This window comes from Clostridium sardiniense, assembly GCF_050584765.1.
GTDB classification, from domain to species: Bacteria; Bacillota; Clostridia; order Clostridiales; family Clostridiaceae; genus Clostridium; species Clostridium sardiniense_A.
The window spans coordinates 834,051-856,215 of the sequence record NZ_JBNOOR010000002.1 but is presented as its reverse complement, the minus strand read 5'-3'; the positions used below and the strand labels follow the sequence as shown (position 1 = coordinate 856,215).

At 29.7% G+C, this 22,165-nt stretch carries 18 protein-coding genes; 17 read left to right on the top strand and 1 reads right to left on the bottom strand.

Features of this window, described 5'->3' with window-relative positions; genetic code table 11:
- The first annotated feature begins 330 nt into the window (after window positions 1-330).
- The 17 genes from whiA to ACQPUW_RS13540 all read left to right on the top strand — a co-directional run bounded on the left by whiA (window position 331) and on the right by ACQPUW_RS13540 (window position 20,829).
- Window positions 331-1,281 carry a DNA-binding protein WhiA gene (gene whiA / locus ACQPUW_RS13620; protein WP_430838044.1) on the top strand — a complete coding sequence of 317 codons (951 nt, stop codon included), beginning with the start codon at window positions 331-333 and terminating at the stop codon, window positions 1,279-1,281.
- 35 nt (window positions 1,282-1,316) lie between these two features.
- Window positions 1,317-4,895: a DNA polymerase III subunit alpha gene (locus ACQPUW_RS13615; RefSeq protein ID WP_430838043.1), complete on the top strand. Its 3,579-nt coding sequence runs from the start codon at window positions 1,317-1,319 to the stop codon at window positions 4,893-4,895.
- A gap of 549 nt (window positions 4,896-5,444) precedes the next feature.
- Entirely contained in the window at window positions 5,445-6,404 is a 960-nt protein-coding gene (pfkA, locus tag ACQPUW_RS13610; RefSeq protein WP_430838042.1) for a 6-phosphofructokinase, read from the top strand.
- A 65-nt stretch (window positions 6,405-6,469) separates the two neighbouring features.
- Complete coding sequence (gene pyk, locus ACQPUW_RS13605) at window positions 6,470-7,888, top strand: pyruvate kinase (protein ID WP_430838041.1); 1,419 nt, start codon at window positions 6,470-6,472, stop codon at window positions 7,886-7,888.
- A 489-nt stretch (window positions 7,889-8,377) separates the two neighbouring features.
- The gene (gene glpT / locus ACQPUW_RS13600; protein WP_430838040.1) at window positions 8,378-9,697 is read left to right on the top strand and encodes a glycerol-3-phosphate transporter; all 1,320 of its coding nucleotides are present in this window, start codon (window positions 8,378-8,380) and stop codon (window positions 9,695-9,697) included.
- Window positions 9,698-9,763: 66 nt separating this feature from the next.
- On the top strand, window positions 9,764-10,129 hold the full coding sequence (locus ACQPUW_RS13595) for a DUF1540 domain-containing protein (protein ID WP_430838039.1): 366 nt from the start codon (window positions 9,764-9,766) through the stop codon (window positions 10,127-10,129).
- A 116-nt stretch (window positions 10,130-10,245) separates the two neighbouring features.
- Window positions 10,246-10,374, top strand: a complete 129-nt coding sequence (locus tag ACQPUW_RS13590) for a hypothetical protein (protein WP_430838038.1) — start codon at window positions 10,246-10,248, stop codon at window positions 10,372-10,374.
- Window positions 10,375-10,561: 187 nt separating this feature from the next.
- Window positions 10,562-11,929 (top strand): 23S rRNA (uracil(1939)-C(5))-methyltransferase RlmD, encoded by a 1,368-nt coding sequence (gene rlmD / locus ACQPUW_RS13585; RefSeq protein WP_430838037.1) that lies wholly within the window; start codon window positions 10,562-10,564, stop codon window positions 11,927-11,929.
- Between the two features lie 134 nt (window positions 11,930-12,063).
- Window positions 12,064-12,846, top strand: coding sequence for a pseudouridine synthase (locus tag ACQPUW_RS13580; protein WP_430838036.1), 783 nt, complete (start codon window positions 12,064-12,066; stop codon window positions 12,844-12,846).
- 64 nt (window positions 12,847-12,910) lie between these two features.
- Window positions 12,911-13,246: a hypothetical protein gene (locus ACQPUW_RS13575; protein WP_430838035.1), complete on the top strand. Its 336-nt coding sequence runs from the start codon at window positions 12,911-12,913 to the stop codon at window positions 13,244-13,246.
- Window positions 13,247-13,765, top strand: a complete 519-nt coding sequence (locus ACQPUW_RS13570) for a GNAT family N-acetyltransferase (protein ID WP_430838034.1) — start codon at window positions 13,247-13,249, stop codon at window positions 13,763-13,765.
- Between the two features lie 18 nt (window positions 13,766-13,783).
- Window positions 13,784-14,179 (top strand): zinc ribbon domain-containing protein, encoded by a 396-nt coding sequence (locus ACQPUW_RS13565; RefSeq protein ID WP_430838033.1) that lies wholly within the window; start codon window positions 13,784-13,786, stop codon window positions 14,177-14,179.
- A 414-nt stretch (window positions 14,180-14,593) separates the two neighbouring features.
- On the top strand, window positions 14,594-15,325 hold the full coding sequence (locus tag ACQPUW_RS13560; RefSeq protein ID WP_430838032.1) for a CPBP family intramembrane glutamic endopeptidase: 732 nt from the start codon (window positions 14,594-14,596) through the stop codon (window positions 15,323-15,325).
- A gap of 217 nt (window positions 15,326-15,542) precedes the next feature.
- Entirely contained in the window at window positions 15,543-16,502 is a 960-nt protein-coding gene (locus tag ACQPUW_RS13555; protein ID WP_430838031.1) for a hypothetical protein, read from the top strand.
- A gap of 240 nt (window positions 16,503-16,742) precedes the next feature.
- Complete coding sequence (locus ACQPUW_RS13550) at window positions 16,743-16,871, top strand: hypothetical protein (protein ID WP_430838030.1); 129 nt, start codon at window positions 16,743-16,745, stop codon at window positions 16,869-16,871.
- Window positions 16,872-16,902: 31 nt separating this feature from the next.
- The gene (locus tag ACQPUW_RS13545; protein WP_430838029.1) at window positions 16,903-17,058 is read left to right on the top strand and encodes a hypothetical protein; all 156 of its coding nucleotides are present in this window, start codon (window positions 16,903-16,905) and stop codon (window positions 17,056-17,058) included.
- A gap of 228 nt (window positions 17,059-17,286) precedes the next feature.
- The gene (locus tag ACQPUW_RS13540) at window positions 17,287-20,829 is read left to right on the top strand and encodes a beta-N-acetylglucosaminidase domain-containing protein (RefSeq protein WP_430838028.1); all 3,543 of its coding nucleotides are present in this window, start codon (window positions 17,287-17,289) and stop codon (window positions 20,827-20,829) included.
- A 69-nt stretch (window positions 20,830-20,898) separates the two neighbouring features.
- Here ACQPUW_RS13540 and ACQPUW_RS13535 read toward each other — a convergent pair whose 3' ends face one another.
- Window positions 20,899-21,987, bottom strand: a complete 1,089-nt coding sequence (locus tag ACQPUW_RS13535; RefSeq protein WP_430838027.1) for a hypothetical protein — start codon at window positions 21,985-21,987, stop codon at window positions 20,899-20,901.
- Window positions 21,988-22,165 lie beyond the last annotated feature (178 nt).

Genomic DNA, 22,165 nt, shown 5'->3' with positions numbered 1-22,165 from the left:
ATTAGCTTAACATACTATCCTTGTAGAGCTGTTGGTTTATTGATTTAAGGTAATGGTAACAATGTAAGAAAAAAGGCTGTAAGCATATAAAAGATAACAAAGATACAAAATATTTATGAACATTATATTATAAAAGTTTTCTATAATAAGTATGAAATTAAAGTTTAAAATTTTATTAATATTAATGCAGAATATATTTCCTAAAATTCTAAGGATAATGTATATTATATACGTATATTAAAGTAATTATTTAGGTAGTTTTATGTTATAATTAAATATTGTATATAGTTAGATATATTTTAATTAATATATATAGAAGGAGAGCAATAAATGTCGTTTTCATCAAAAGTTAAAGGAGAAATCTGTAGATATAGTGATATAAGCAAAGAGGAGACTTTAGCAGAAATTTCAGCAATAATGAAAGTAAGTGGTACCATTGCATTTACTGGAAAGGGTTTAGCATTTAGGATTACTACTGAGAATCCTGCAAGTGCAAGACTTATATTTACTTTATTAAAAGAGCATTTTAATATTCACTCTAAATTAATGGTTAAGAAAAGTAATTCTCTTAAGAAAAATAACATATATATGGTTGTTATCGATGAAGAGATGGGGGTTCGTGGACTATTAGAAGATACTGGAATACTTAAGGAAGTAGAAGGTGTAATGAGTCTAGATTACACTATAAATCCTGAGATGGTAAAAACTGATGAAACTAAGAAGGCATATATAAGAGGAGCTTTCTTGGGTGGAGGAAGTATAAGTAATCCAGAAAAAACTTATCATTTAGAGTTTGTTACTCATAGTGAAGAATATGCAAATGATTTATGTGCACTTATAAATAGTTGTGGACTTAATTCTAAAGTTATTCAAAGAAAGAATAGTTTTATTATTTATATTAAAGAAGGGGAGCAAATAGTAGATTTACTTAATATACTTGGAGCTCACACATGCCTACTTGAACTAGAAAATATAAGAATAAAAAAAGAAATGAGAAATAACGTTAATAGATTAGTTAACTGCGAGACAGCTAACCTTTCAAAGACGGTTAATGCAGCTGTTAGGCAAGTTGAAAGTATTAGACTTATTCAGAATAATATAGGACTTCAAAGACTACCAAAGAATCTTCAGGAGATAGCAGAACTTAGACTTCAATATCCAGAAGAATCATTAAAGGAATTAGGAGAAATGCTAGATCCACCAGTTGGAAAGTCAGGAGTTAATCATAGATTAAGAAAAATTGAAAAGATAGCAGAAGAGGTAAGGTCAGGTACATACTAATGGCCTTTCTCTTATATAGAAAGGAGTGTGACTAAGTGGAAAATAAAAAGTTTTGTCATTTACACCTTCACACAGAGTATAGCCTTTTAGATGGATCAGGCAAAATTAAAAAGCTTGTAAAAAAGGCAAAAGAGTTAGGTATGGAAAGCATGGCTATTACAGATCATGGAGTTATGTATGGTTGTGTAGATTTTTATAAGGCAGCTAAAGAAGAAGGTATTAAACCTATACTTGGCTGTGAAGTTTATGTAGCTAGTAAATCTATGCTTATAAAAAATGTAGATAAAGATAATAGTACAAATCATTTAGTTCTTTTAGTTAAGAATGAAACTGGATATGAGAATCTTATGAAGATAGTATCAGCAGCATCTATTGATGGATTCTATTACAAGCCTAGAGTTGATCATGACTATCTAAGAGCACATAGTGAAGGGCTTATTGCATTAAGTGCATGCCTAGGGGGAGAGGTACAGAAGGCTCTTCTTAACGAAAACTATGAAAAGGCAAAAGATATTGCTTTGACTTATAAAGATATATTTAAGGAAGGTTTCTATTTAGAGCTTCAAAATCATGGAATGGAAGAACAAAGAAAAGTAAATGAACTTAATATAAAATTATCTAAAGAAACAGGGATTCCATTAGTTGCAACAAATGATGTTCATTACATAGAACAAAGAGATTCAAAGTCTCATGATATATTAATGTGTATTCAAACTGGTAAAACAGTTGAAGATCATGATAGAAGAAGATATCCATCAGATCAATTTTATTTAAAATCAGCTGATGAAATGTATGATATGTTCTCATATGTTAAAGAGGCTTTAGAGAATACAATAAAAATTGCGGATCAGTGTAATTTTGATTACGAATTCCATGTGTCTAAGCTTCCTAAATTCCCACTTCCAACAGATGAAGATGATCCTTATATATATTTAAGGGATACATGTTTTAAGGGACTTTTAGAGAGATATAGCGTATTTGATGATATAAAGAATGAAGAATATGATTACGATAAGATATTCAAAATGAGAGAAGAAAATGAGGAAGCTAAAGTACTTATTGATAGACTTGATTATGAACTTGGAGTAATTAATCAAATGGGATATGTTGATTATTTTCTTATAGTTTGGGATTTCATAAGATATTCAAATGAACAAGGGATACCAACAGGACCAGGGAGAGGATCAGCAGCAGGGTCAATAGTCGCATTTACTCTAGGAATAACAAAGATAGATCCTATAAAGTATAGCTTGCTTTTTGAAAGATTTCTAAATCCAGAGAGAGTAAGTATGCCCGATATAGACTCTGATTTCTGTTATGAAAGAAGACAAGAGGTAATAGATTATGTTGTTGAAAAGTATGGAGAAAACAATGTATCTCAAATTATAACATTTGGTACAATGGCTGCTAGAGCCTGTATAAGAGATGTTGGTAGAGCTATGAACTATTCCTATGCGGAGGTTGATAGAATAGCTAAAATGATACCTACAATGCTTGGAATAACTATAGAGAAGGCGCTTGACTTAAATCCAGAACTTAAAACTGCTTATGATACAGATATGAGGGTACAAAACCTTATAGATGTTAGTAAAGACTTAGAAGGTCTTCCAAGACACTCATCAACTCATGCTGCTGGTGTAGTTATTGCATCAAAGCCTTTAGTTGAATATGTACCACTTCAAAAGAATGAAGATATGATAGTAACTCAATTTGGTATGAATACATTAGAAGAACTTGGTCTGTTAAAAATGGACTTCCTAGGACTTCGTACCCTTACAGTTATGAATGATGCCCTTAGAATGATTAAATACAATAGAGGGGTAGACATTGATTTAGATAAGATAGATTTTGATGATAGAGAAGTTTATAAGATGATTGGTGAAGGTAAAACAGCTGGAGTATTCCAATTAGAGTCAGCTGGAATGGTATCTTTCATGAAAGAACTTAAACCAGATTCATTAGAAGATATTATTGCGGGTATATCTTTATATAGACCAGGTCCAATGGCAGAAATACCAAGATATATTGAAAGAAAGAAAAATCCAGATAAAGTTGAATATGTAACTCCAGAACTTGAAGATATATTAAATGTTACTTATGGTGTTATGGTATATCAAGAACAGGTTATGGAAATAGTTAGAAAACTAGCTGGATACTCCATGGGAAGAAGTGACCTTGTTAGAAGAGCTATGTCTAAGAAGAAACATAAGGTTATGGAAGAAGAGAGAAAGAACTTTATATATGGTATAGAAGATAGTGATGGAAACATTGAAGTGCCTGGATGCTTAAGAAATGGTATATCAGAAGAGGCAGCTAATAAGATATATGACATGATGATGGACTTTGCATCCTATGCATTTAATAAATCACATGCTGCAGCTTATGGTGTAGTTGGATATCAAACTGCATATTTAATGAAGTATTATCCAGTAGAGATGATTGCGGCCATGCTTAATTCAGTTATGGGGATAAATGAAAAAGTTGCAGGATATATAAAATTTGCAGAAAGCCTTGGTATACAAGTAGTTCCACCTGATATAAATAAAAGTTATTCAAAATTTACAGTTGAAGGTGACAAGATAATCTTCGGATTAGCTGCAATAAGAAATGTTGGAGTAAATGTAGTTGAAGGAATCGTTAAAGCTAGAGAAGGTAAAGGTGAATTTACCTCAATAATGGATTTTATAAACAAGTTAGATCTTGGAACAATAAATAAAAGAGCTGTTGAAAGTTTAATAAAAGCTGGAGCATTTGATGCTTTTGGAGTATTTAGATCTAAGCTTCTTGCTGTGTATGAAAAATTAATGGATGGAGTAGCTGGAGATAAAAAGAGAAATATTGATGGACAAATAAGTCTCTTTGCAGTTGAGGAAGAGATAAGTATGCCAGAGATTAACTACCCAAATATAAAAGAATTTAATAAAAGGAATCTTTTATCAATGGAAAAGGAAATGACAGGTATGTATCTATCAGGTCATCCATTAGATGAGTATACAAAAAGTTTAGAGATGCAAACAACTACTTCGGTAAGTAGTATTTTTAAAGTTCATAAAGCAATTGAGGAAAATATTTCAAAAGGTATAAATATAGAAGAGATAGTTGATCAAATGCCTATTAAAGATAATGAGACAGTGATACTTGGAGGAATACTTACAGAAGTAAATCAAAAGGTTACTAGAAATAATACTATTATGGCATTTTTAAAACTTGAAGACTTAAGTGGTGAGATAGAAGTTATAGTATTCCCAAGAACATTAGATAGAGTAAGAGAGAGTATTGCAGAAGATGCTTTAGTTACTATAAAAGGAAGAATTAGTCTAAAAGAAGATGAGCCACCAAAACTTATATGTGAAAAGATTGAAGGTTTAGAGAAGGTTGATTCTAACAAAATTTATATTAGAGTAAATGATGAAGAAGCAGTTAAAAAGGCTAATTATGAACTTAGAATAGGTTTTGAAGAATATAAGGGTGATGTAGCAATATATGTATTTAATGCTTCTAATAACAAAAGTTACAGATTAGCTAGAGAAGCTTGGGTTAATCTAGATACAGATATAATTACAGTGCTTAAAGATAAATATGGTGAAGATAATATCAAGGTAATATCTTCCTAGAATATTAAAGTATGATGCATAATTAATGCATCATACTTATTTTTTGTGGAAATAATCTAAAAATACTGAAAAATTACTATTTAGTATTGAAATTTTATCGAAATAAGTAGATAATTGTATTAGAATAATTAAGAAAAGTTATATAAATATCCTATAAATGATTAATTAGTACAATATTTATTTAATAAATTTTCAATAAAATGATTAAAAATATGAAAAATGGTTAATAAATATGAATAATATTGAATGAAATGTAAATGAAAATTTTTACAAAAATTAATTCCTAAAAATCATTTATTTTGTATATAATTTTAATATTCATAGGGTATAATATTAATTGTAATATTATTAAAAATTATCAGAACATAGCGAAAAATTTAGATAAATAAAGAATAACTTATTATATATAGAAGTATATTGAAAAAAGTTGAAGAAATTACGTTGATAAATTTCAACAATTTATGTACAATTATAATCGGTCATATAAACGTGGGAAGTTTTGTTACCAGTGGGACTAGCCATGTCCCGGCGGTAGAAGGAGGAGTAATCATGAAAAAGATAGCTATTTTAACTAGTGGTGGAGATGCACCAGGAATGAATGCTGCACTTAGAGCAGTAACTAGAACTGCTATAGCAGCTGGGATAGAAGTAATGGGAGTCCAAAGAGGTTACAGCGGATTAATAAACGGAGAATTATTCACAATGGATAGAAGCTCTGTTTCAGACATAATCCAAAGAGGTGGAACAATCCTAAGAACAGCTAGATGTCCAGAGTTTAAGCAAGAAGAAGTAAGAAAAAAAGCTGTTAAAATATTAAAAGCTTATGGAGTTGATGCTTTAGTTGTAATCGGAGGAGATGGATCATTTACAGGAGCTAAACTTCTTTCAAAATTAGGAGTTAAGACTGTAGGATTACCAGGAACTATCGATAATGATTTAGCTTATACAGACTATACTATAGGATTTGATACAGCATTAAATACAGTATTAGATGCAATTAACAAGATTAGAGATACTTCAACATCACATGAAAGAGTATCAATAGTTGAAGTTATGGGAAGAAATTGTGGAGATATAGCTTTATATGCTGGTTTAGCAGGTGGAGCAGAAGCTATCATAACACCAGAAAAAGGATTCGATAAAAACGACTTATGTAAAACTATTTTAGAAGGAAAGCAAAAAGGAAAGATGCATAATCTTGTACTTTTAGCTGAAGGAGTAGGTGGAGCTTTCGAGCTTGCTGAAGAAGTAGAAGAAATTACTGGAATAGAAACAAGAGCAACTGTATTAGGACATATCCAAAGAGGTGGAAGTCCAAGTGCATTTGATACAGTATTAGCTTCAAAAATGGGAGCAAAAGCTGTAGAAGTTCTACAAGAAGGAAAAACTTCAAGAGTTATAGGAACAGTAGATAATAAGATAATTGATATGGATATAGATGAAGCTTTAGCAGTTGAAAGAAAGTTTGATGAAGAAACTTACAGAATAGCAGAAATCTTATCAAAATAATAGCTATAAATAATATTTATATATAGATTTTGGGTTAATTATAATAAAGAGGAGTGTTATTTCGAATGAAAAAGACTAAAATGATCTGTACAATCGGACCAGCAAGTGAAAATGAAGAAATACTATCAAAAATTATAGAAGCAGGGATGAATGCTTCAAGACATAACTTTTCACATGGTGACCATGAAGAACATGGCGGAAGAATAAGAAAGGTTAAAGAATTAGCAAAGAAATTCAATAAAGAAATTGCTATAGTTTTAGATACAAAAGGACCAGAAATAAGAACTGGAAACTTTGAACCAAGTAAGCTTGAATTACAAAAGGGTTCAGAATTCACTATATATGTTGGTGAAGAAGTAGTTGGAGATGCAACTAAATGTTCAGTAAGCTACGATGGATTAGCTAACGATGTTAAACCAGGAAACACTATATTAATAGATGATGGTTTAGTTGGATTAGAAGTTAGAAGAGTAGAAGGAAACAAGGTAATCTGTGAAGTTATGAACACAGGATTAGTTGGAAGCCACAAAGGAGTTAACGTTCCTGGTGTTTCAATAAAATTACCAGCTTTAACTAAGAAAGACGAATCAGACTTAATATTCGGATGTGAAATGGGCGTAACTATGATCGCTGCATCATTCGTAAGAAAAGTTGAAGACGTAAGAGCTATAAGAAAAGTTTTAGATGAAAATGGTGGAGAAAACATACTTATCTGCCCTAAGATAGAAAACCAAGAAGGTGTTGATAACATAGATTCAATAATAGCTGAATCAGATGCTATTATGGTAGCTAGAGGAGACCTTGGTGTTGAAATTCCAATAGAAAACGTACCAGCTGTTCAAAAGATGATAATACAAAAATGTAATAAAGCTGGAATTCCAGTTGTTACTGCAACTCAAATGTTAGATTCAATGATCAGAAACCCAAGACCAACAAGAGCAGAGGTTTCAGACGTAGCTAACGCTATATTAGATGGAACAGATGCAATCATGTTATCAGGTGAAAGTGCTAACGGAAGCTACCCAGTAGAAGCTGTTCAAACAATGGCTAAAATCGCTGAAGAAGCTGAAAAGCAATTAAAATATGAAGTTGCTGTATCACAAGCAACTAGCCATATTCCAGCAATCTCAGGAGTAATAAGCAGAGCTACTTGTAATGCTGCTAATGAATTACAAGCTTCAGCTATAGTTTCATCAACTCAAAGTGGAGCAACTGCTAAGAGATTATCACAATGCAGACCAGAATGCCCAATAATAGCTGTAACTCCAGACGAAACAGTTGCTAAGCAATTAGCATTCTCATGGGGTGTATACTCAATCGTTTCAGACAGATTAGAATCAACTGATGAAATGATGGATAAATCAGTAGAAATAGCTAAAGAAAATGGATTCGTTCAAAACGGAGACACTGTAGTTATAGCTGCTGGAGTACCAGTTGGAGAAGTTGGAGCAACTAACTTAATGAAAGTAAGTGTTGTAAAATAGTTTAAATACTTTAAACACCTAATAACTCTTAGAGATTATTCTCTAAGAGTTATTTTTATAGATTTGGGTTGGATTTAGATATTAATCTTAATTTAAAAAAAATAAAAAAATATTGTATATTATTTGTAATATGTGTTAAAATTATAAGATGTACGTTTTATACGTTTATTTGAAAGATTAGTATTGGCAACTGATTCTATTGCACCCTTTGTGGTGCTATTTTTTTTATGCTTTCTTACAATAAATAAAAATAAAAATAAAATAAAATGAACAAACGGTAAAAAATGATAATTTGAAAGTGAAATTTCTTGTAAATGTTTACTAAAAAATGTATTATAAGAAAGGAAATAGCGCTATTTATCAAAATGTAAAATTGAATAAACTTAGGTGTAGAGATATAGAGAATAACCGCAAAAAGCATAATTTAAGATATGCCTTTTTGTGGTTTTTTTTAAGCACAGAGGATGAATACATAAGGGGATGGAAAAATTGTTAAAATTTTTAGAGCCAGCAAAACATATAGAGAGGCTACCAAAAGATAAGATAGACTCTGCATACAAAAGATATAGAATACAAGTTTTCATAAGTATATACATTGGATACTTAACATATTATTTTGTAAGAAGTAACTTTTCACTTGCAAAGGCATATCTTGTAGATCAAGGCTTTACAAAGATGCAGCTTGGGTTTGTAGCATCAGCGCTAGGAATAGCTTATGGAATTAGTAAGTTTGTTATGGGAAATGTATCAGATAGATCAAATCCTAGATATTTCTTAGCAATAGGGCTTATAGCATCAGGGGTAGTTAATTTATTCTTCCCGCTAACAAGTAGTATAACATTAATGTTTATATTAATGCTTTTAAATGGATGGTTCCAAGGAATGGGATGGCCACCATGTGGTAGAACAATAACTCACTGGTTTTCTGATAAAGAACGTGGAGTAAAAATGTCAATCTGGAATACAGCTCATAACGTTGGGGGAGGACTTATAGCTACAATAGCAGTACTTGGAGTATCAATATTTGGTAGTTGGAAAGGAATTTTTTACTTACCAGGAATACTTGCAATTATAATTGGTATATTATATATGATATTTGCTAAAGATACACCTCAATCAGTTGGATTACCACCAATTGAAGAATATAAGGATGATTATCCAGAGGTTGCTGTAGAGGATAGAGAAAGAGAATTAACAGCAAAAGAAATATTATTTAAATATGTATTTAACAATAAATACTTATGGTTTATTGCACTAGCTAATGTGTTCGTTTACTTAGTTAGATATGGAGTAATAAACTGGGTACCTACATACTTAGAAGAAGTTAGACATTTTAGCATGAAAGATTCTTCAATCGCATTTGCATTATTTGAATATGCAGCAATACCAGGAACAATAATAATTGGATGGCTTAGTGATAAGGTATTCCATGGAAGAAGAGCCCCACTTGGAATCTTCTGTATGATTGGAGTTTTCATAGCTGTATTCGTATATTGGAAAAGTGCAAACCCAGTTGTTATAAATTGTGCTTTAGCATCAATTGGAGCACTAATATATGGACCGGTTATGCTAATTGGTGTAAGTGCACTGGATCTTGTTCCAAAGAAAGCGGCAGGAACAGCAGCTGGATTTACTGGTCTTTTCGGATATATGGGAGGACAAGTAATTGCAGAAGTGGTAATGGGAGCCGTTGTAGATAGATTTAATTGGAGCGGTGGATTTATAATGCTTATGGCTTCATGTATACTTGCAATAGTATTCTTCGCATTTACTTGGAATGTACATGATAGATCAGCAGATGAGAAATAAAATGTAATAATGAATAATCACACTTACTTTGTTAATAATATATTGTAAAAGGGAGTGTGATTATTAATGAATACATTGGGATGTACAGCACATAATTGTGTCAATAATGAAGGTGGATTATGTGGTGCAGAATATATATTAGTAGAAGGTGATAGTGCATACACATCAAGCCAAACATATTGTAGTAATTTTAGGGTAGATACAATAGTAAATGAAGTGAAAGCTGTTACTAATACGGATTTCTTTGGTGAAATAATGCAAATTTTAAGTGGGCCGGGTGAAGTGAAGTTCTCACCTAATGTATCTTGCAGCGCTAGAAAATGCTTTTACAATGGTGATGGAAGGTGCGAGGCCAGAAACTTAATAATAGTTGGTAATATGCCAAGAGAAAGTGCAGAGACTCAGTGCGAAACTTTTATAGAGTCATATTAAATTAACCTTAAAAATTATAAAAATTGTAGATTAAGAAAGCAATAAGAGGGTAAAATCATAATATAGATTAAGAACATATTTACCGAAAGAATAATTTTAAGGTGAGGTGTAGCAATATGAAAGATTTTAAAGCTTTAGTATCTTGTAACAAGAAAAACACTACAAAACTACTAGGAGTAGGTGCTGCTGTACTTGTAAGTGTTGGAGGATTAATACTACTTTCATCAAAGGTTAGAAAAGCATAAGTAATCGTTTAAATTTTGACTACTGATTTAAATCAGTAGTCTTTTTTTATTATCTTAAAAACTTATTGTATATTATTTATTATTATAAGTTTAAATGGAAGAGTAAGAAGTAAATGCTACTCACAATATGTGTTGAAATTATGATATAATTAATCAATATTAAATCGTAAGAAAAAGGTGAATTTAAATGGTTGTAAAGAATACGGAATACATTTTAGATATAGTATCTCAGGGCTATGAAGGTGAAGGAATAGCAAAAGTTGATGGATATCCAATTTTTATAGAAGGTGCTTTAAAAGGTGAGAAGGTAAAAGTTAGAGTAGTTAAGGTGAATAAGAACTTTGCTTATGGAAAACTTTTAGAAGTTATAGAGAAATCAGAAGGTAGAGTAGAACCTAAATGCGAGTATTTTAAAAGATGTGGTGGATGTAAATTGCAGCATATGGACTATAAAACTCAATTAGACTTTAAGTGGGAAAGAGTAAAAGATTGCATTAAGAAGATAGGTGGGCTTTCTGAGGAGTTAGTTGAGTACCCAATTGGAATGGAGGAGAATCCATACCAATATAGAAATAAGGTTCAACTGCCTATAGGAATGGTTAAAGGTAAGCCAGCTTTAGGTTTCTATGCACCAAGAAGTCACGATATCATAGATATAGAAGAATGTTTAATTCAAGAAGAAGATGCAAATAAGATAAGTAAGATAACAAAAGAATGGATTGAAGAATTCAATATAATGCCAGCCTTTGTTGATGGTAAGTTTAACAAAAAAGGGCTACTTAGACATGTAATGATTAGAAAAGGCTTTAAAACTGGCGAAGTAATGGTAGTTATAGTAGCAACTAGAAAAGACTTAAATCATATGAATGAGCTTATTAGAAAGCTTGAATTCCATGTTGAAGGATTAAAGAGTATAGTTCTTAATATTAATTCTAAAGATACTAACGTAATACTTACACCAGAATGCTACACATTATGGGGAGAAGATTATATAAAAGATTATATTGGAGAGTTTAAGTTTAATATATCACCACTTTCATTCTTCCAAGTAAACCCTACTCAAACTGAAGTGCTATATAGTAAGACTTTAGAATATGCGGACCTTACGGGAGAAGAAACTGTATTTGATGCTTATTGTGGAACGGGTTCAATAACATTATTCTTATCACAAAAGGCTAAGAAGGTTTATGGAGTTGAGATTGTAGAACCTGCAATAATTAATGCGAGAGAAAATGCTAAGATGAATTATGTATCTAATGCAGAATTTTTTGTAGGTAAGTCAGAAGAAGTTATTCCAAAGCTTATAGAGGAAGGGGTTAAGGCTGACGTAATAGTTGTTGACCCACCAAGAAAAGGCTGTGATATTAAGTTATTAAAAGCTATAGGGGAAACTAAGCCTGATAGAGTAGTATATGTATCTTGCGATCCAAGTACTTTAGCTAGAGATTTAAAGATATTAGATGAGCTAGGATATAGAACGGAAAAAGTGCAACCAGTTGATATGTTCCCTCAAACTGCTCATATAGAGAATGTAGCAAGACTTGTTAGAAAATAGTTATTTTGAAGATGAGTGATTAATATTATTACCACTCATCTTTTTTAGTGGATTTTTGTAGACTACAAATACCCTGAGAATTTATTATTTAATGATATATAAATTATTAGTCAAAGGAAAGGAAGTGAAGAAGTATGAGGTTAGATAAATTCTTAGCACAATCATATGTTGGAAAGCGTAAAGAGGTCAGGATTTATATTAAAGAGGGTAAAGTTAAGGTTAATGGAGAAGTTATAACAATACCTGCAATAGATATAGATGAAAGATTAGATGTTATTGAATATCTTGATGAGAGAGTTTATTATACTGAAAAAGTATATTATATGTTTAATAAACCAGCAGGATACATAACTGCAAAAAGAGATGCTTCTCATAAAACTGTATTTGATTTCTTTGATGATATGAATATGAATGGAGTATTCCATGTTGGAAGATTAGATAAAGATACAGAAGGATTATTATTGTTTACTAATGATGGTGAATTTGAGCATAGATTAATGCATCCGGAAAAGCATATGGAAAAGACTTACTTCTTTTGGGCTTTAGGTTCTTTAAGTGAAGAAAACATAAAGAAATTAGAAGAAGGAGTTTATATTAATAAAGGTGAAATACTAACAAAGCCTGCAAGAATAGAGGTACAAAAATCAGGTGTGTGCAAAGATTTTAAAGATGAAATTGATAGTTTATGTAATATAGATTCAAACCAACATAATCAACAAGTTGTATCTGGATATCTTACTATTTCAGAAGGACGCAAACATCAGGTAAAACGTATGTTAAAGGCATTAGGTTGTCATGTAGTGTATTTAAATAGAATTGCTATTGGCGAAGTTAAGTTAGATGAATCATTAGAAAAAGGTCAGTATAGAGAATTAACAGAATTAGAGATTCAGAAGTTACTTCAGAATCAAATTTAGTTTAATTTGTAGTATAATTATTGTTATGAGACATATTAAAAATTATTTAATAGAGGTTGAATGAATGGATAATTTAAGTGATAAATTAAAATATATTTTTGAGCTAAATGGATTTAGATCTATAAAAGAAACAGATAAGGGAATAAAATTCGAAAATAAAAAGAATAAAGAAATTATATATTTAATTCCTAATAAGAGGATAAGTATAGTTCTGAATCCAGATACTATAAGTGAAGAATTAAAGTTAAAAAGCGAGGGTTTGTTTCATAGCACAGTGCTAAGAGAATTTCCTAAAAGGTTAAATAATGGACAAACAGCAATAACTTACGGATATTCTTTTAAATTTGATACAGAAGGTAAATTAAATACTTTTTTAAATAAGTTAAAAGAGGGGTATTAAATGAATATTATAATTAGAGAAGAAAATAATAAAGATTTCAATGAGGTTTATGATGTTGTTAGATTAGCATTTGAAAATGCAGAACATACAGACCATAATGAGCATAACCTTGTAAATAAATTAAGAGATAGTGATGCTTTTATTAAAGAATTATCTCTTGTCGCAGAAAATGATGGAAAGATTATAGGGCATACTATGATTACTAAAATAAAAATAGGGGAACATATATCACTTGCCCTTGCACCACTTGCGGTATTACCTAAGTACCATGGACTAGGAGTGGGAAAAAAGCTAGTTTTAGAAGGACATAAAATAGCAAAGGAGTTAGGATATAGTAGTGTAGTTATAGTTGGAGATCCTAATTATTATTCACGTTTTGGATATGAACCTGCAAGTAAATGGGGAATAAAAGCACCTTTTGAAGTACCAGATGAAAATTTTATGGCAGTTGAACTTATAGAGAATGGATTGAGGAATATTAGTGGAGAAGTTATCTATGCTAAGGAATTTTTTGAATAGATAAATGGAGATGAAATTATGTTTTTTATAGGCATATTTGGAATAGAGAGTGGTCAAAAGGAAATAAAAACATTAAATAATGTACCTTGTAAGGTTTGCAATACTAATACTACAGGACAACTTATAAAAACATTTAGTTTGTTTCAGTTTTTCTTTATACCCATATTTAAGTGGAATGAAAGATATTATATCAAGTGTAATAGGTGTGGTACTATATATGAAATTCCAAAAGACAAAGGGAAGAGAATTGAAAATGGTGAGAATATAGATATAACATATTGGGATTTAAATGAAATAGATAATGGGCATTCTGATAACTACTATTATTCACCTAAGAATATATGTCCTTCATGTGGAAGAACGTTAGAAGGAGATTATAAATATTGTCCATATTGTGGAACAAAGATTAAATAATAAAATGTCTTTATTAGAGTATTTTATAGAGGAATTAGAGTATATAATTTATAAAGAATTAAAAGGATAATATAGTTATAAAAAAGAGCTTTTTTGGCTCTTTTTTATGTTTAAAGCTATATGGGAAAAAATATAGTTTTAAACAGTATTATGAGTAACAAAATAAGTGTTTATTTAACCAAGGATATGTATTCTTATAAAAAATAAAAGAGTACTAGTGTTAATCGAATTAATACTGTTACAGAATATATTTAATTATATTCCAAATAATCACATGAATTTATTAAGAAAACAATAATAAAACTCAAAAAGAATTAAGAATTCATAAAGTTAATTGATTTAGATAATATTAGTATATATAATTTTGATTAAATTTATAAAAATTAAATTTTTAACAAGGGGGGATAATAGAATATGAGAAATACTGAATTTTTCAAATTCGAAAATAAAAATGATGATTTTCCTTTTTACAATGGAAAGCCATTTTATTTAACAGCTATACAAAGTCTTTTTCTTCTTATTATACCTATTCTCAGTATTATAATTTTTGATTATATGGGAGAATTAATTCCGAGTTTTATATCACCATTTATAAATATTATTATTCCACTTGGGATATTTATTATTTTTACTAAATCTAGTTGGACTAAGCTTTTTAGGAAAATTAAACTTAAAGATATAAAACTAATAGTTATAGTTCTTATAGTAAATTATTTTGTTACAATGTTAGTTGCAATTTTAATGACTAAAATAACTAGTGTAGGTTTAAATCCAGCAGTAGATATAATTAAAGGAAATACACAATTTGAAAATGTAGTATTCTTTGCTAAGACAATACCGATGCTCTTTGGGGAAGAATTAATTACTATTATTCCATTTTTAGTAGTTTTACAATTAGCAACTAAAACATTTAAACTTTCTAGGAAGAAAGGAATAATTTTAGCATGGATAATAACAGCTTTAATTTTTGGAGCTATTCATTTACCAACATATAATTGGAATATTATTCAGGCTATTTTAGGAATAAGTGTTGTTAGACTTGTACTTACATATCCTTATATAAAGACAAAAAATTTATGGATTTCTTTCTTTGTACATGTATTAAATGATTGGATTTTATTATTACCAGTCTTGTTAGCAAAATAAGTTATTAAAAAATCTCTTCAAATGATAAATTTTGAAGAGATTTTTATTATATGAATTTAATTTAGAGTACATAACAATTTTATAAAAATAGTATTTAAATATATTATAAAAGTTAAATTGATAATTCTATTTTTATTTTTAGTAAATTTATCTTCATGCATATATAAAAGATGAGAGCTATGTCTCTTAGAAGATTTATGAGAAAGAGGTAATGAAGATGAAAAATTTAAAAAAGGGTTTTGTAGACATAACAGAAAGAGGATGTATAGGAGATGGAGTGACACTAAACACTAAATTACAGTCAATAATTGATGAATGTGCAGAGAATGGTGAAATAGTATTTATACCTAAGGGAGAGTTTTTAACTGAAAGGCTGATTATAAGGAATAATACCCATATAGTAGGTACTGTAGATTCAACTATAGCATTAAATGAAGATATTATAAATAAGCATTGTTTATTTATAGGAGATGGGGTGAATGCTATTATAAGCAATATAAGAGTAAAGGGATTTAATACAGAAGAGTACTGTCCAAATAGAGGAGAATATATAGGGATATATGTTAAGCAATGTAAAAGAGTATTATTAGATAATATTTTAGTTGAGGGTTTTGATAAAAGTGGATTGTACTGTACTGAAATAGGATATAATAATATATCACAGTATTATAAAAATCTTCATGTTAGAGATTGTAGATTTGAAAAGAATAGTTATGGAATAACATTAGATAAGAGAGCTGAATATGTTCAGTTTACAAATATAACGTCAGCGAAGAATAATATAGGTTGCATAAATGCTGGAGGAAATAATATGTTTTCTAACTGTTCTTTTAATAGAAATAGATCAGGTATGTATGTAGTTGGGGGCTCTGCTTATCCAAATAACTCACATGGTAGTGCTGTTTCATGTCAATTTAATCATAATTTAGATGAATCTCTTGTATGTAATAATGTTGATGTTGGATATATGTTTGTAGGATGTCAATTTTATGATGGAGATATAAAGATAAATAATTCTAAAGGAATTATACTTAGTGCTTGTGAAGGTGGTACATGGACTATAAGTGGAAATGGAGAAGAAAATAAAAATATGATTACATCATCATTTTTCTATACGAAACCAGTAATAATAAATGATGGTACATTAGTATTTAATAATAATATATATAATATTTAGATGTAAGAATACCTAGCTATATATGTAATTCTTAATTTAGGTTAAACTATACATTGATACTCATTTATAGTAATATGATTATAATTAGTATATTTAGATATCATTAAACATAGTAAAAGTGTTTATATGAATTGATTTTCGTTGATTTAAGTAAATATAATGTGTGACATTATTTATTTAAAATAAAGGGCAAGTAAAATAAGATGATGTAGAAGACTACATTGAAAGAAGGATTTTATAATGAATAAAAACGTAGAGATGATGAAAAAGCTTTTAGAAGAAAAGAAAGCAAAGACAACAAAAAAATCAGGAAAGAAAATACCAGATAGATACGGAAAGCAAAGTGCTGGAGCAAGCAATACTCACTAGTAGTAGGTATTTATAAAAGAGGATAGATAGTATGAATAAGAATATTGAAATGATGAAAAAGCTTATAGAAGAAAAGAAGAAGAAAAGTTCTAGTACTAAAAATAGTATGAAAGCAAAAAAGAGTATAGGAAATGTAGCCTCTAAAGGTGTTAAAACTGGCAATGGTGGAGGCTTATTTGATAAGTAATTAGAGAAACTAAATAAATATTAAAGGTTAAGACTATATTATTGATAATATAGTCTTATTTTTTTATCTAAGAGCATATATAATCCTAAGTTTAAATTAATAATATTTTTTAGAAAATAGGACGAAAGTAAAAATATTCCATATGAAATAAATGGAAAATAATGTATAAATAAATTATGATGATTAACTTTATAGTTTTATAAAATAATAAATTTAAGGAGAAATAATATGCTTAGAAATAAGAAGAAAAAGGCTTTAAAGATAGGGGTAGCAACTACATGCTTCTTATCACTTGGAATAACTACATTTGCAACACCATTAGCTTATGGAATGACGGCAACTAAAGAAAAGGTGGATATAGTTAATAATAAACTTGATATATATCCATTACCGCAAAAGACAGAGTATACATCACAAGATGGATTTAAAATTAAAGGGAAAATAAATATTGTTGTACATGGAGAACAGGAAAAAGCAACTTTACCAAGGCTTAAGAATAGTCTAGATAAACATAAGATTCCATATGAAGTAGGGGAAAATGTAGATAATAATAAGGCAAATATAATTTTATCTTCTGATAAAGAACATTGTAATGATTGTACTGAAGGAATGACAGATAATCTAGGAACACTTAAGAAAGAAGAGGGATATATACTTAGTGCAAGTGATGATGTAAATAAAAATGGACTTATAAAGATTACAGGAACGGATAAAGATGGAGTTTATTATGGGGTATTAACGTTAGATCAAATATTAGATCAATCTACTGGCTCAAATAAAATAGCTGAAGTTGTTATATCAGATAGTCCAGAGATAAAACATAGGGGATTTATTGAAGGATTTTATGGTACTCCTTGGAGTCATGAAGACAGAAAAAGCTTAATGAAAGATACTAGTGAGTACAAAATGAATACCTATATTTATGCGCCAAAAGATGATATTTATCATAGAGCGGAGTGGAAAGAATTATATCCAGCAGATAAAGCAAAAGAAATTGCAGAGCTTGCAAAGGCAGGAACTGATAATAATTTAAACTTTTGTTGGACAATCCACCCTGGAGCAACACTTCAATTTACAGATGAAGATTATAACGCTATAATAAATAAATTTGAGCAGCTTTATAGCTTAGGAGTTCGTCAGTTTGGTGTACTATTTGATGATACTGATGATTGGAGTAGGGGAAAGCTTCAAGCAGAATGGATAAATAGAATAAATAAAGAATTTGTTAAAGCTAAAGGTGATGTTGCACCTATGATAGTTATTTCAGCAAGATATAATTCAGCTTGGGGACCTAATATAGATAGATATTTTAAACCATTTATGGAGACTTTAGATAAGGATATTGAAGTGATGTGGACTGGACATGCTACTATGTCAAATGTATCTAAAGAAGTCTTTGAATGGCCAAAAACTGCAACAGGTGTAGATAAAGATGTATCTGTTTGGTGGAATTATCCAGTAAATGATTATTGCGATTCTAAACTCTTAATGGCACCAATGCCTAATTTAAACCCAGATTTAGATAATGTTACAGGATTCTTCTCAAATCCTATGAATCAAGCAGAAGCTTCAAAGGTTGCCTTATATAGCATTGCGGATTATACATGGAATACAAATGAATTTAAATATCAAAAAAGTTGGGAAAGGGCTATTGAGGAACTTGTTCCAGAAGCATCAGAAGAATTTAAAAGATTTGCATCAAATATTTCATACTTAAGCGATGATGGGGGAGCTAGTGGTCCATTTATATTTGATGAGTCAGTTTATTTAAAAGAGAAAATTGATTCATTTAAGAATGCAATACAAAAAGGTGAATCAATAAAGAAGGCAGCGACTGTATTATTAAATGAATTCAATACTTTAAAATCTGATGCAAAAACTCTAAAATCAAAACTAAAAAATAAGAATTTACTTAAGGAAATCACACCATTTTTAGGTGCATATGAATCATTAAGTGAAGCTGGAATAGCATCTATGAAAGCTATAATTGCAGCAGAAGAAGGTGCAATTAAAGAGTGGATTACTAATACGAAAATAGCAAATCAAAAGTTAAATGCAATGAATGACTTTACTGTAGATAGAATTGAGGCAGAAGGGCCTAAGACTTATGTAGTTGATGTTGGAACAAAGCTCCTTAAACCACTAGTATCTGAAACTATAACAAAAGGTGAGAGTATAATGTCAGAGAAATTAAATGGAGATAAGTCACCAAAAGTAATTGGTAATGTTAAAGATATGCCTAAGGTAGATGTAAAGACTACTTCAGGTAAATATAGCATAAATGATATATCAAATATAAATATGAACAACAATGATTATATAGGATTTGCAATGCCAAAGGCTGTGATGTTAGATAAAATAGAATTAAAAGCTGATAATTATGATGATATAGAGCTTCAATATTCACTAAATGGAATTGAGTGGACAAAGGCAGAAACTGAAATGGTTGATGGAGTATTAACATCAAACACAGATGTACCTGCTACTTTTGTAAGAGTTGTGAATATATCAAGTGGAAGTATATCACCTAAGATCAATAAACTAGAAACGACACCAATATATAAAACTAAATTAGCTATTTCTGAAAACATAGGTATTTATGGTGATAATAAAATTGAGAATGCTATCGATGGAGATATGGAAACTAAATATTGGAGTAATAAACCATCAGCTGAAGGTCATTACATTAAAGTAGATTTAGGATCAGTAATACCTCTTTATGATGTTAAGTCATACTTTGCTGTATCAGATCGTATGAGAAATTCTGAATATGAAATTTCAGTAGATGGTGACAATTGGACTTCATTAGGTGAATTAAAGTATGTTGAAGAGAATGGTAAGATGGTCGCAGCTGTTAATGCTGAAGGTCAGATGGCAAGATATATTAGAATAAAGGCAAATGGCTCAAACACAGAAGGAAATTCAAGTTACTGGGTTCAGCTATATGAGATAGAGATAAATAAAACAGTGCCAAGCGAATCAGATGATTATGTTGAGTTAGTTACAGGAAATCCTAAAGGGAATTTTGAGAATCTTTATGACGGAGATTTATCAACAGCATATGCTCCAGAATCAGTAAAGTCTGGGGATAATATTGTTTATAAGATGAGTAGAGTTACTGATGTTCAAGAATTAATGTTCCTTCAAGATGAAAAGAATATAAGTGATGCTAAAGTTAGTATTAAAGGACTTGATGGTAAGTGGCTTGATGTTGGAAAACTTGATGAAGAGTTTAAAACATTTGATATTAAAAAGACAATATTAGAAGTTAAACTTGAATTTGATTCATCAAAACCAGCACCTAAGATATATGAAATTATAACTAAAGAGGGTGCTGTTGAATCTCCAAAGGAAGTCGATAAGAGTAAATTAAAAGATTTAATTAGTAGTGCCAAAAAGTTAGATTTATCAAAATATACAAGCAAAACGGCTAAGTTAGTTAAAGATTCATTAAAAGAGGCAGAAAAGGTGTTAAATAATGAAGATGTGACACAAGAACAGATAGATAAGGCAGTTAAGGGCTTACAGGAATCAATTGATAAATTAGTTCTTAAAAATGATAAAGATAATGCGAGTGATCCAGATAAAGGAGAAGGATCAAACAATAATACAAAACCAGATGACACAAATAATAATGGTAACAATTCAGGGTCGGACGGTGCAAACAATAATAAGCCAATACCTGACACGGGTAGAGAGAATTTAGGATTTATGGCAGGTGCAGTAGGATTAATTCTAGCTGGACTTGGTATATTAAAAAAGAGAGGTTAATTAGAATATTTCAATAAAAAGCGAGTCAGTTTTGACTCGCTTTAATGTTAATTTTATATATTAATATAATTATCTTAATATTAAAGGTGCTATAGGTTGTTGAGTTTGTAAGCTATAGTATACAACTTTATCACCGTGTATTCCACAGTATGCAGCTGAGTCACTATATATATCTAATAATCCATCTGGGCCTATTTTACCCATATTGAACTCATAATTTTCATTAGGTTCACATACAAATAAAAGTCCATAATTATTATCCTTTGTACTACGTAAAACATAAGAATAACCTTCATATAATTTAGGCTCAATATTAGCATGGTAGAAATCTATAAATGTTTTTTCTGTCATTAAATCAGGGTTATAATATCTAGTTATACATGGTTTACTAGGAGCTGCTGCAAAGTACATAGTACTTTGTTTTTGAGTATCTGATATACCTCTATATTTACAGTTATAATACTTTTGAGTTTTTTCTTTATCAGTTAATTTAGATTTTAAACTTTTAATAGCATCATCACTAGCGCCTATAGATTGAAGTGTGTTGATTGATTTATTAGCATCTTTAAAATTATTATTCTTAATTGCATCAGTTGCTTTTGTTGTATAAGTAGATACAAGCTCTTTCTTTTTTGAATCTATTAAATCTTTTAGTTTTTGTATATTGCTATTATTGCTATTTATAGATGCAATTTTATCTATCTCCTTATTAGCATTTGTAAAGTCATATTTATTTATAAACTCAGTTGAATTATCAACATATGTTGATATAAGTTTATTTTTCAGTGAGGCTATTTCTTTATTAGCCTCATCTTTTATTTGAGTAGCATTACTATCAATTTTTTCTAGAACATTTATTGCTTCTGTATATTTTTCTTGTTTAGCTAGATCTAAGCCTTCATCATATATTTTTGATTGTTCTTCATTTAAAGTTAGTAAATTTTCAGCTTCTTTTACTTCTGTAGAATCTTTTATTTCTTTAGCCTCATTTATCATTGAGGTAGCTTCAGAATAGTTCCCGTCAGCTATAAGTTTATTTGCAGTGCTTATATAATTAGAAAATTTAGTTTCCTTCCTATAATAATTAAATGAAAATCCTCCAATTACGACTATTGCACATATTCCTAAAATTATTCCTATCAATTTTTTCTTTTGCATTATTTATCCCCTTTAAATTTTATATTTAGTTAATAACATTATATAACAATTATTATATAACTACTATTTAGAAAATTTGATAATTACTTGAATGAGAGATTAGATCTATTCTTTTATATAAGTACACTTTTATTGACATAAAATTGAAAATATGTTATATAAAAAGTATGGTTAGCAC

Bases quoted from the DNA above. Each gene is read 5' to 3' on its own strand.
- whiA (WP_430838044.1), top strand. From the start codon at position 331: ATGTCGTTTTCATCAAAAGTTAAAGGAGAAATCTGTAGATATAGTGAT.
- pfkA (WP_430838042.1), top strand. From the start codon at position 5,445: ATGAAAAAGATAGCTATTTTAACTAGTGGTGGAGATGCACCAGGAATG.
- pyk (WP_430838041.1), top strand. From the start codon at position 6,470: ATGAAAAAGACTAAAATGATCTGTACAATCGGACCAGCAAGTGAAAAT.
- ACQPUW_RS13595 (WP_430838039.1), top strand. From the start codon at position 9,764: ATGAATACATTGGGATGTACAGCACATAATTGTGTCAATAATGAAGGT.
- ACQPUW_RS13590 (WP_430838038.1), top strand. From the start codon at position 10,246: ATGAAAGATTTTAAAGCTTTAGTATCTTGTAACAAGAAAAACACTACA.
- rlmD (WP_430838037.1), top strand. From the start codon at position 10,562: ATGGTTGTAAAGAATACGGAATACATTTTAGATATAGTATCTCAGGGC.
- ACQPUW_RS13580 (WP_430838036.1), top strand. From the start codon at position 12,064: ATGAGGTTAGATAAATTCTTAGCACAATCATATGTTGGAAAGCGTAAA.
- ACQPUW_RS13575 (WP_430838035.1), top strand. From the start codon at position 12,911: ATGGATAATTTAAGTGATAAATTAAAATATATTTTTGAGCTAAATGGA.
- ACQPUW_RS13570 (WP_430838034.1), top strand. From the start codon at position 13,247: ATGAATATTATAATTAGAGAAGAAAATAATAAAGATTTCAATGAGGTT.
- ACQPUW_RS13565 (WP_430838033.1), top strand. From the start codon at position 13,784: ATGTTTTTTATAGGCATATTTGGAATAGAGAGTGGTCAAAAGGAAATA.
- ACQPUW_RS13560 (WP_430838032.1), top strand. From the start codon at position 14,594: ATGAGAAATACTGAATTTTTCAAATTCGAAAATAAAAATGATGATTTT.
- ACQPUW_RS13555 (WP_430838031.1), top strand. From the start codon at position 15,543: ATGAAAAATTTAAAAAAGGGTTTTGTAGACATAACAGAAAGAGGATGT.
- ACQPUW_RS13550 (WP_430838030.1), top strand. From the start codon at position 16,743: ATGAATAAAAACGTAGAGATGATGAAAAAGCTTTTAGAAGAAAAGAAA.
- ACQPUW_RS13545 (WP_430838029.1), top strand. From the start codon at position 16,903: ATGAATAAGAATATTGAAATGATGAAAAAGCTTATAGAAGAAAAGAAG.
- ACQPUW_RS13540 (WP_430838028.1), top strand. From the start codon at position 17,287: ATGCTTAGAAATAAGAAGAAAAAGGCTTTAAAGATAGGGGTAGCAACT.
- ACQPUW_RS13535 (WP_430838027.1), bottom strand. From the start codon at position 21,987: ATGCAAAAGAAAAAATTGATAGGAATAATTTTAGGAATATGTGCAATA.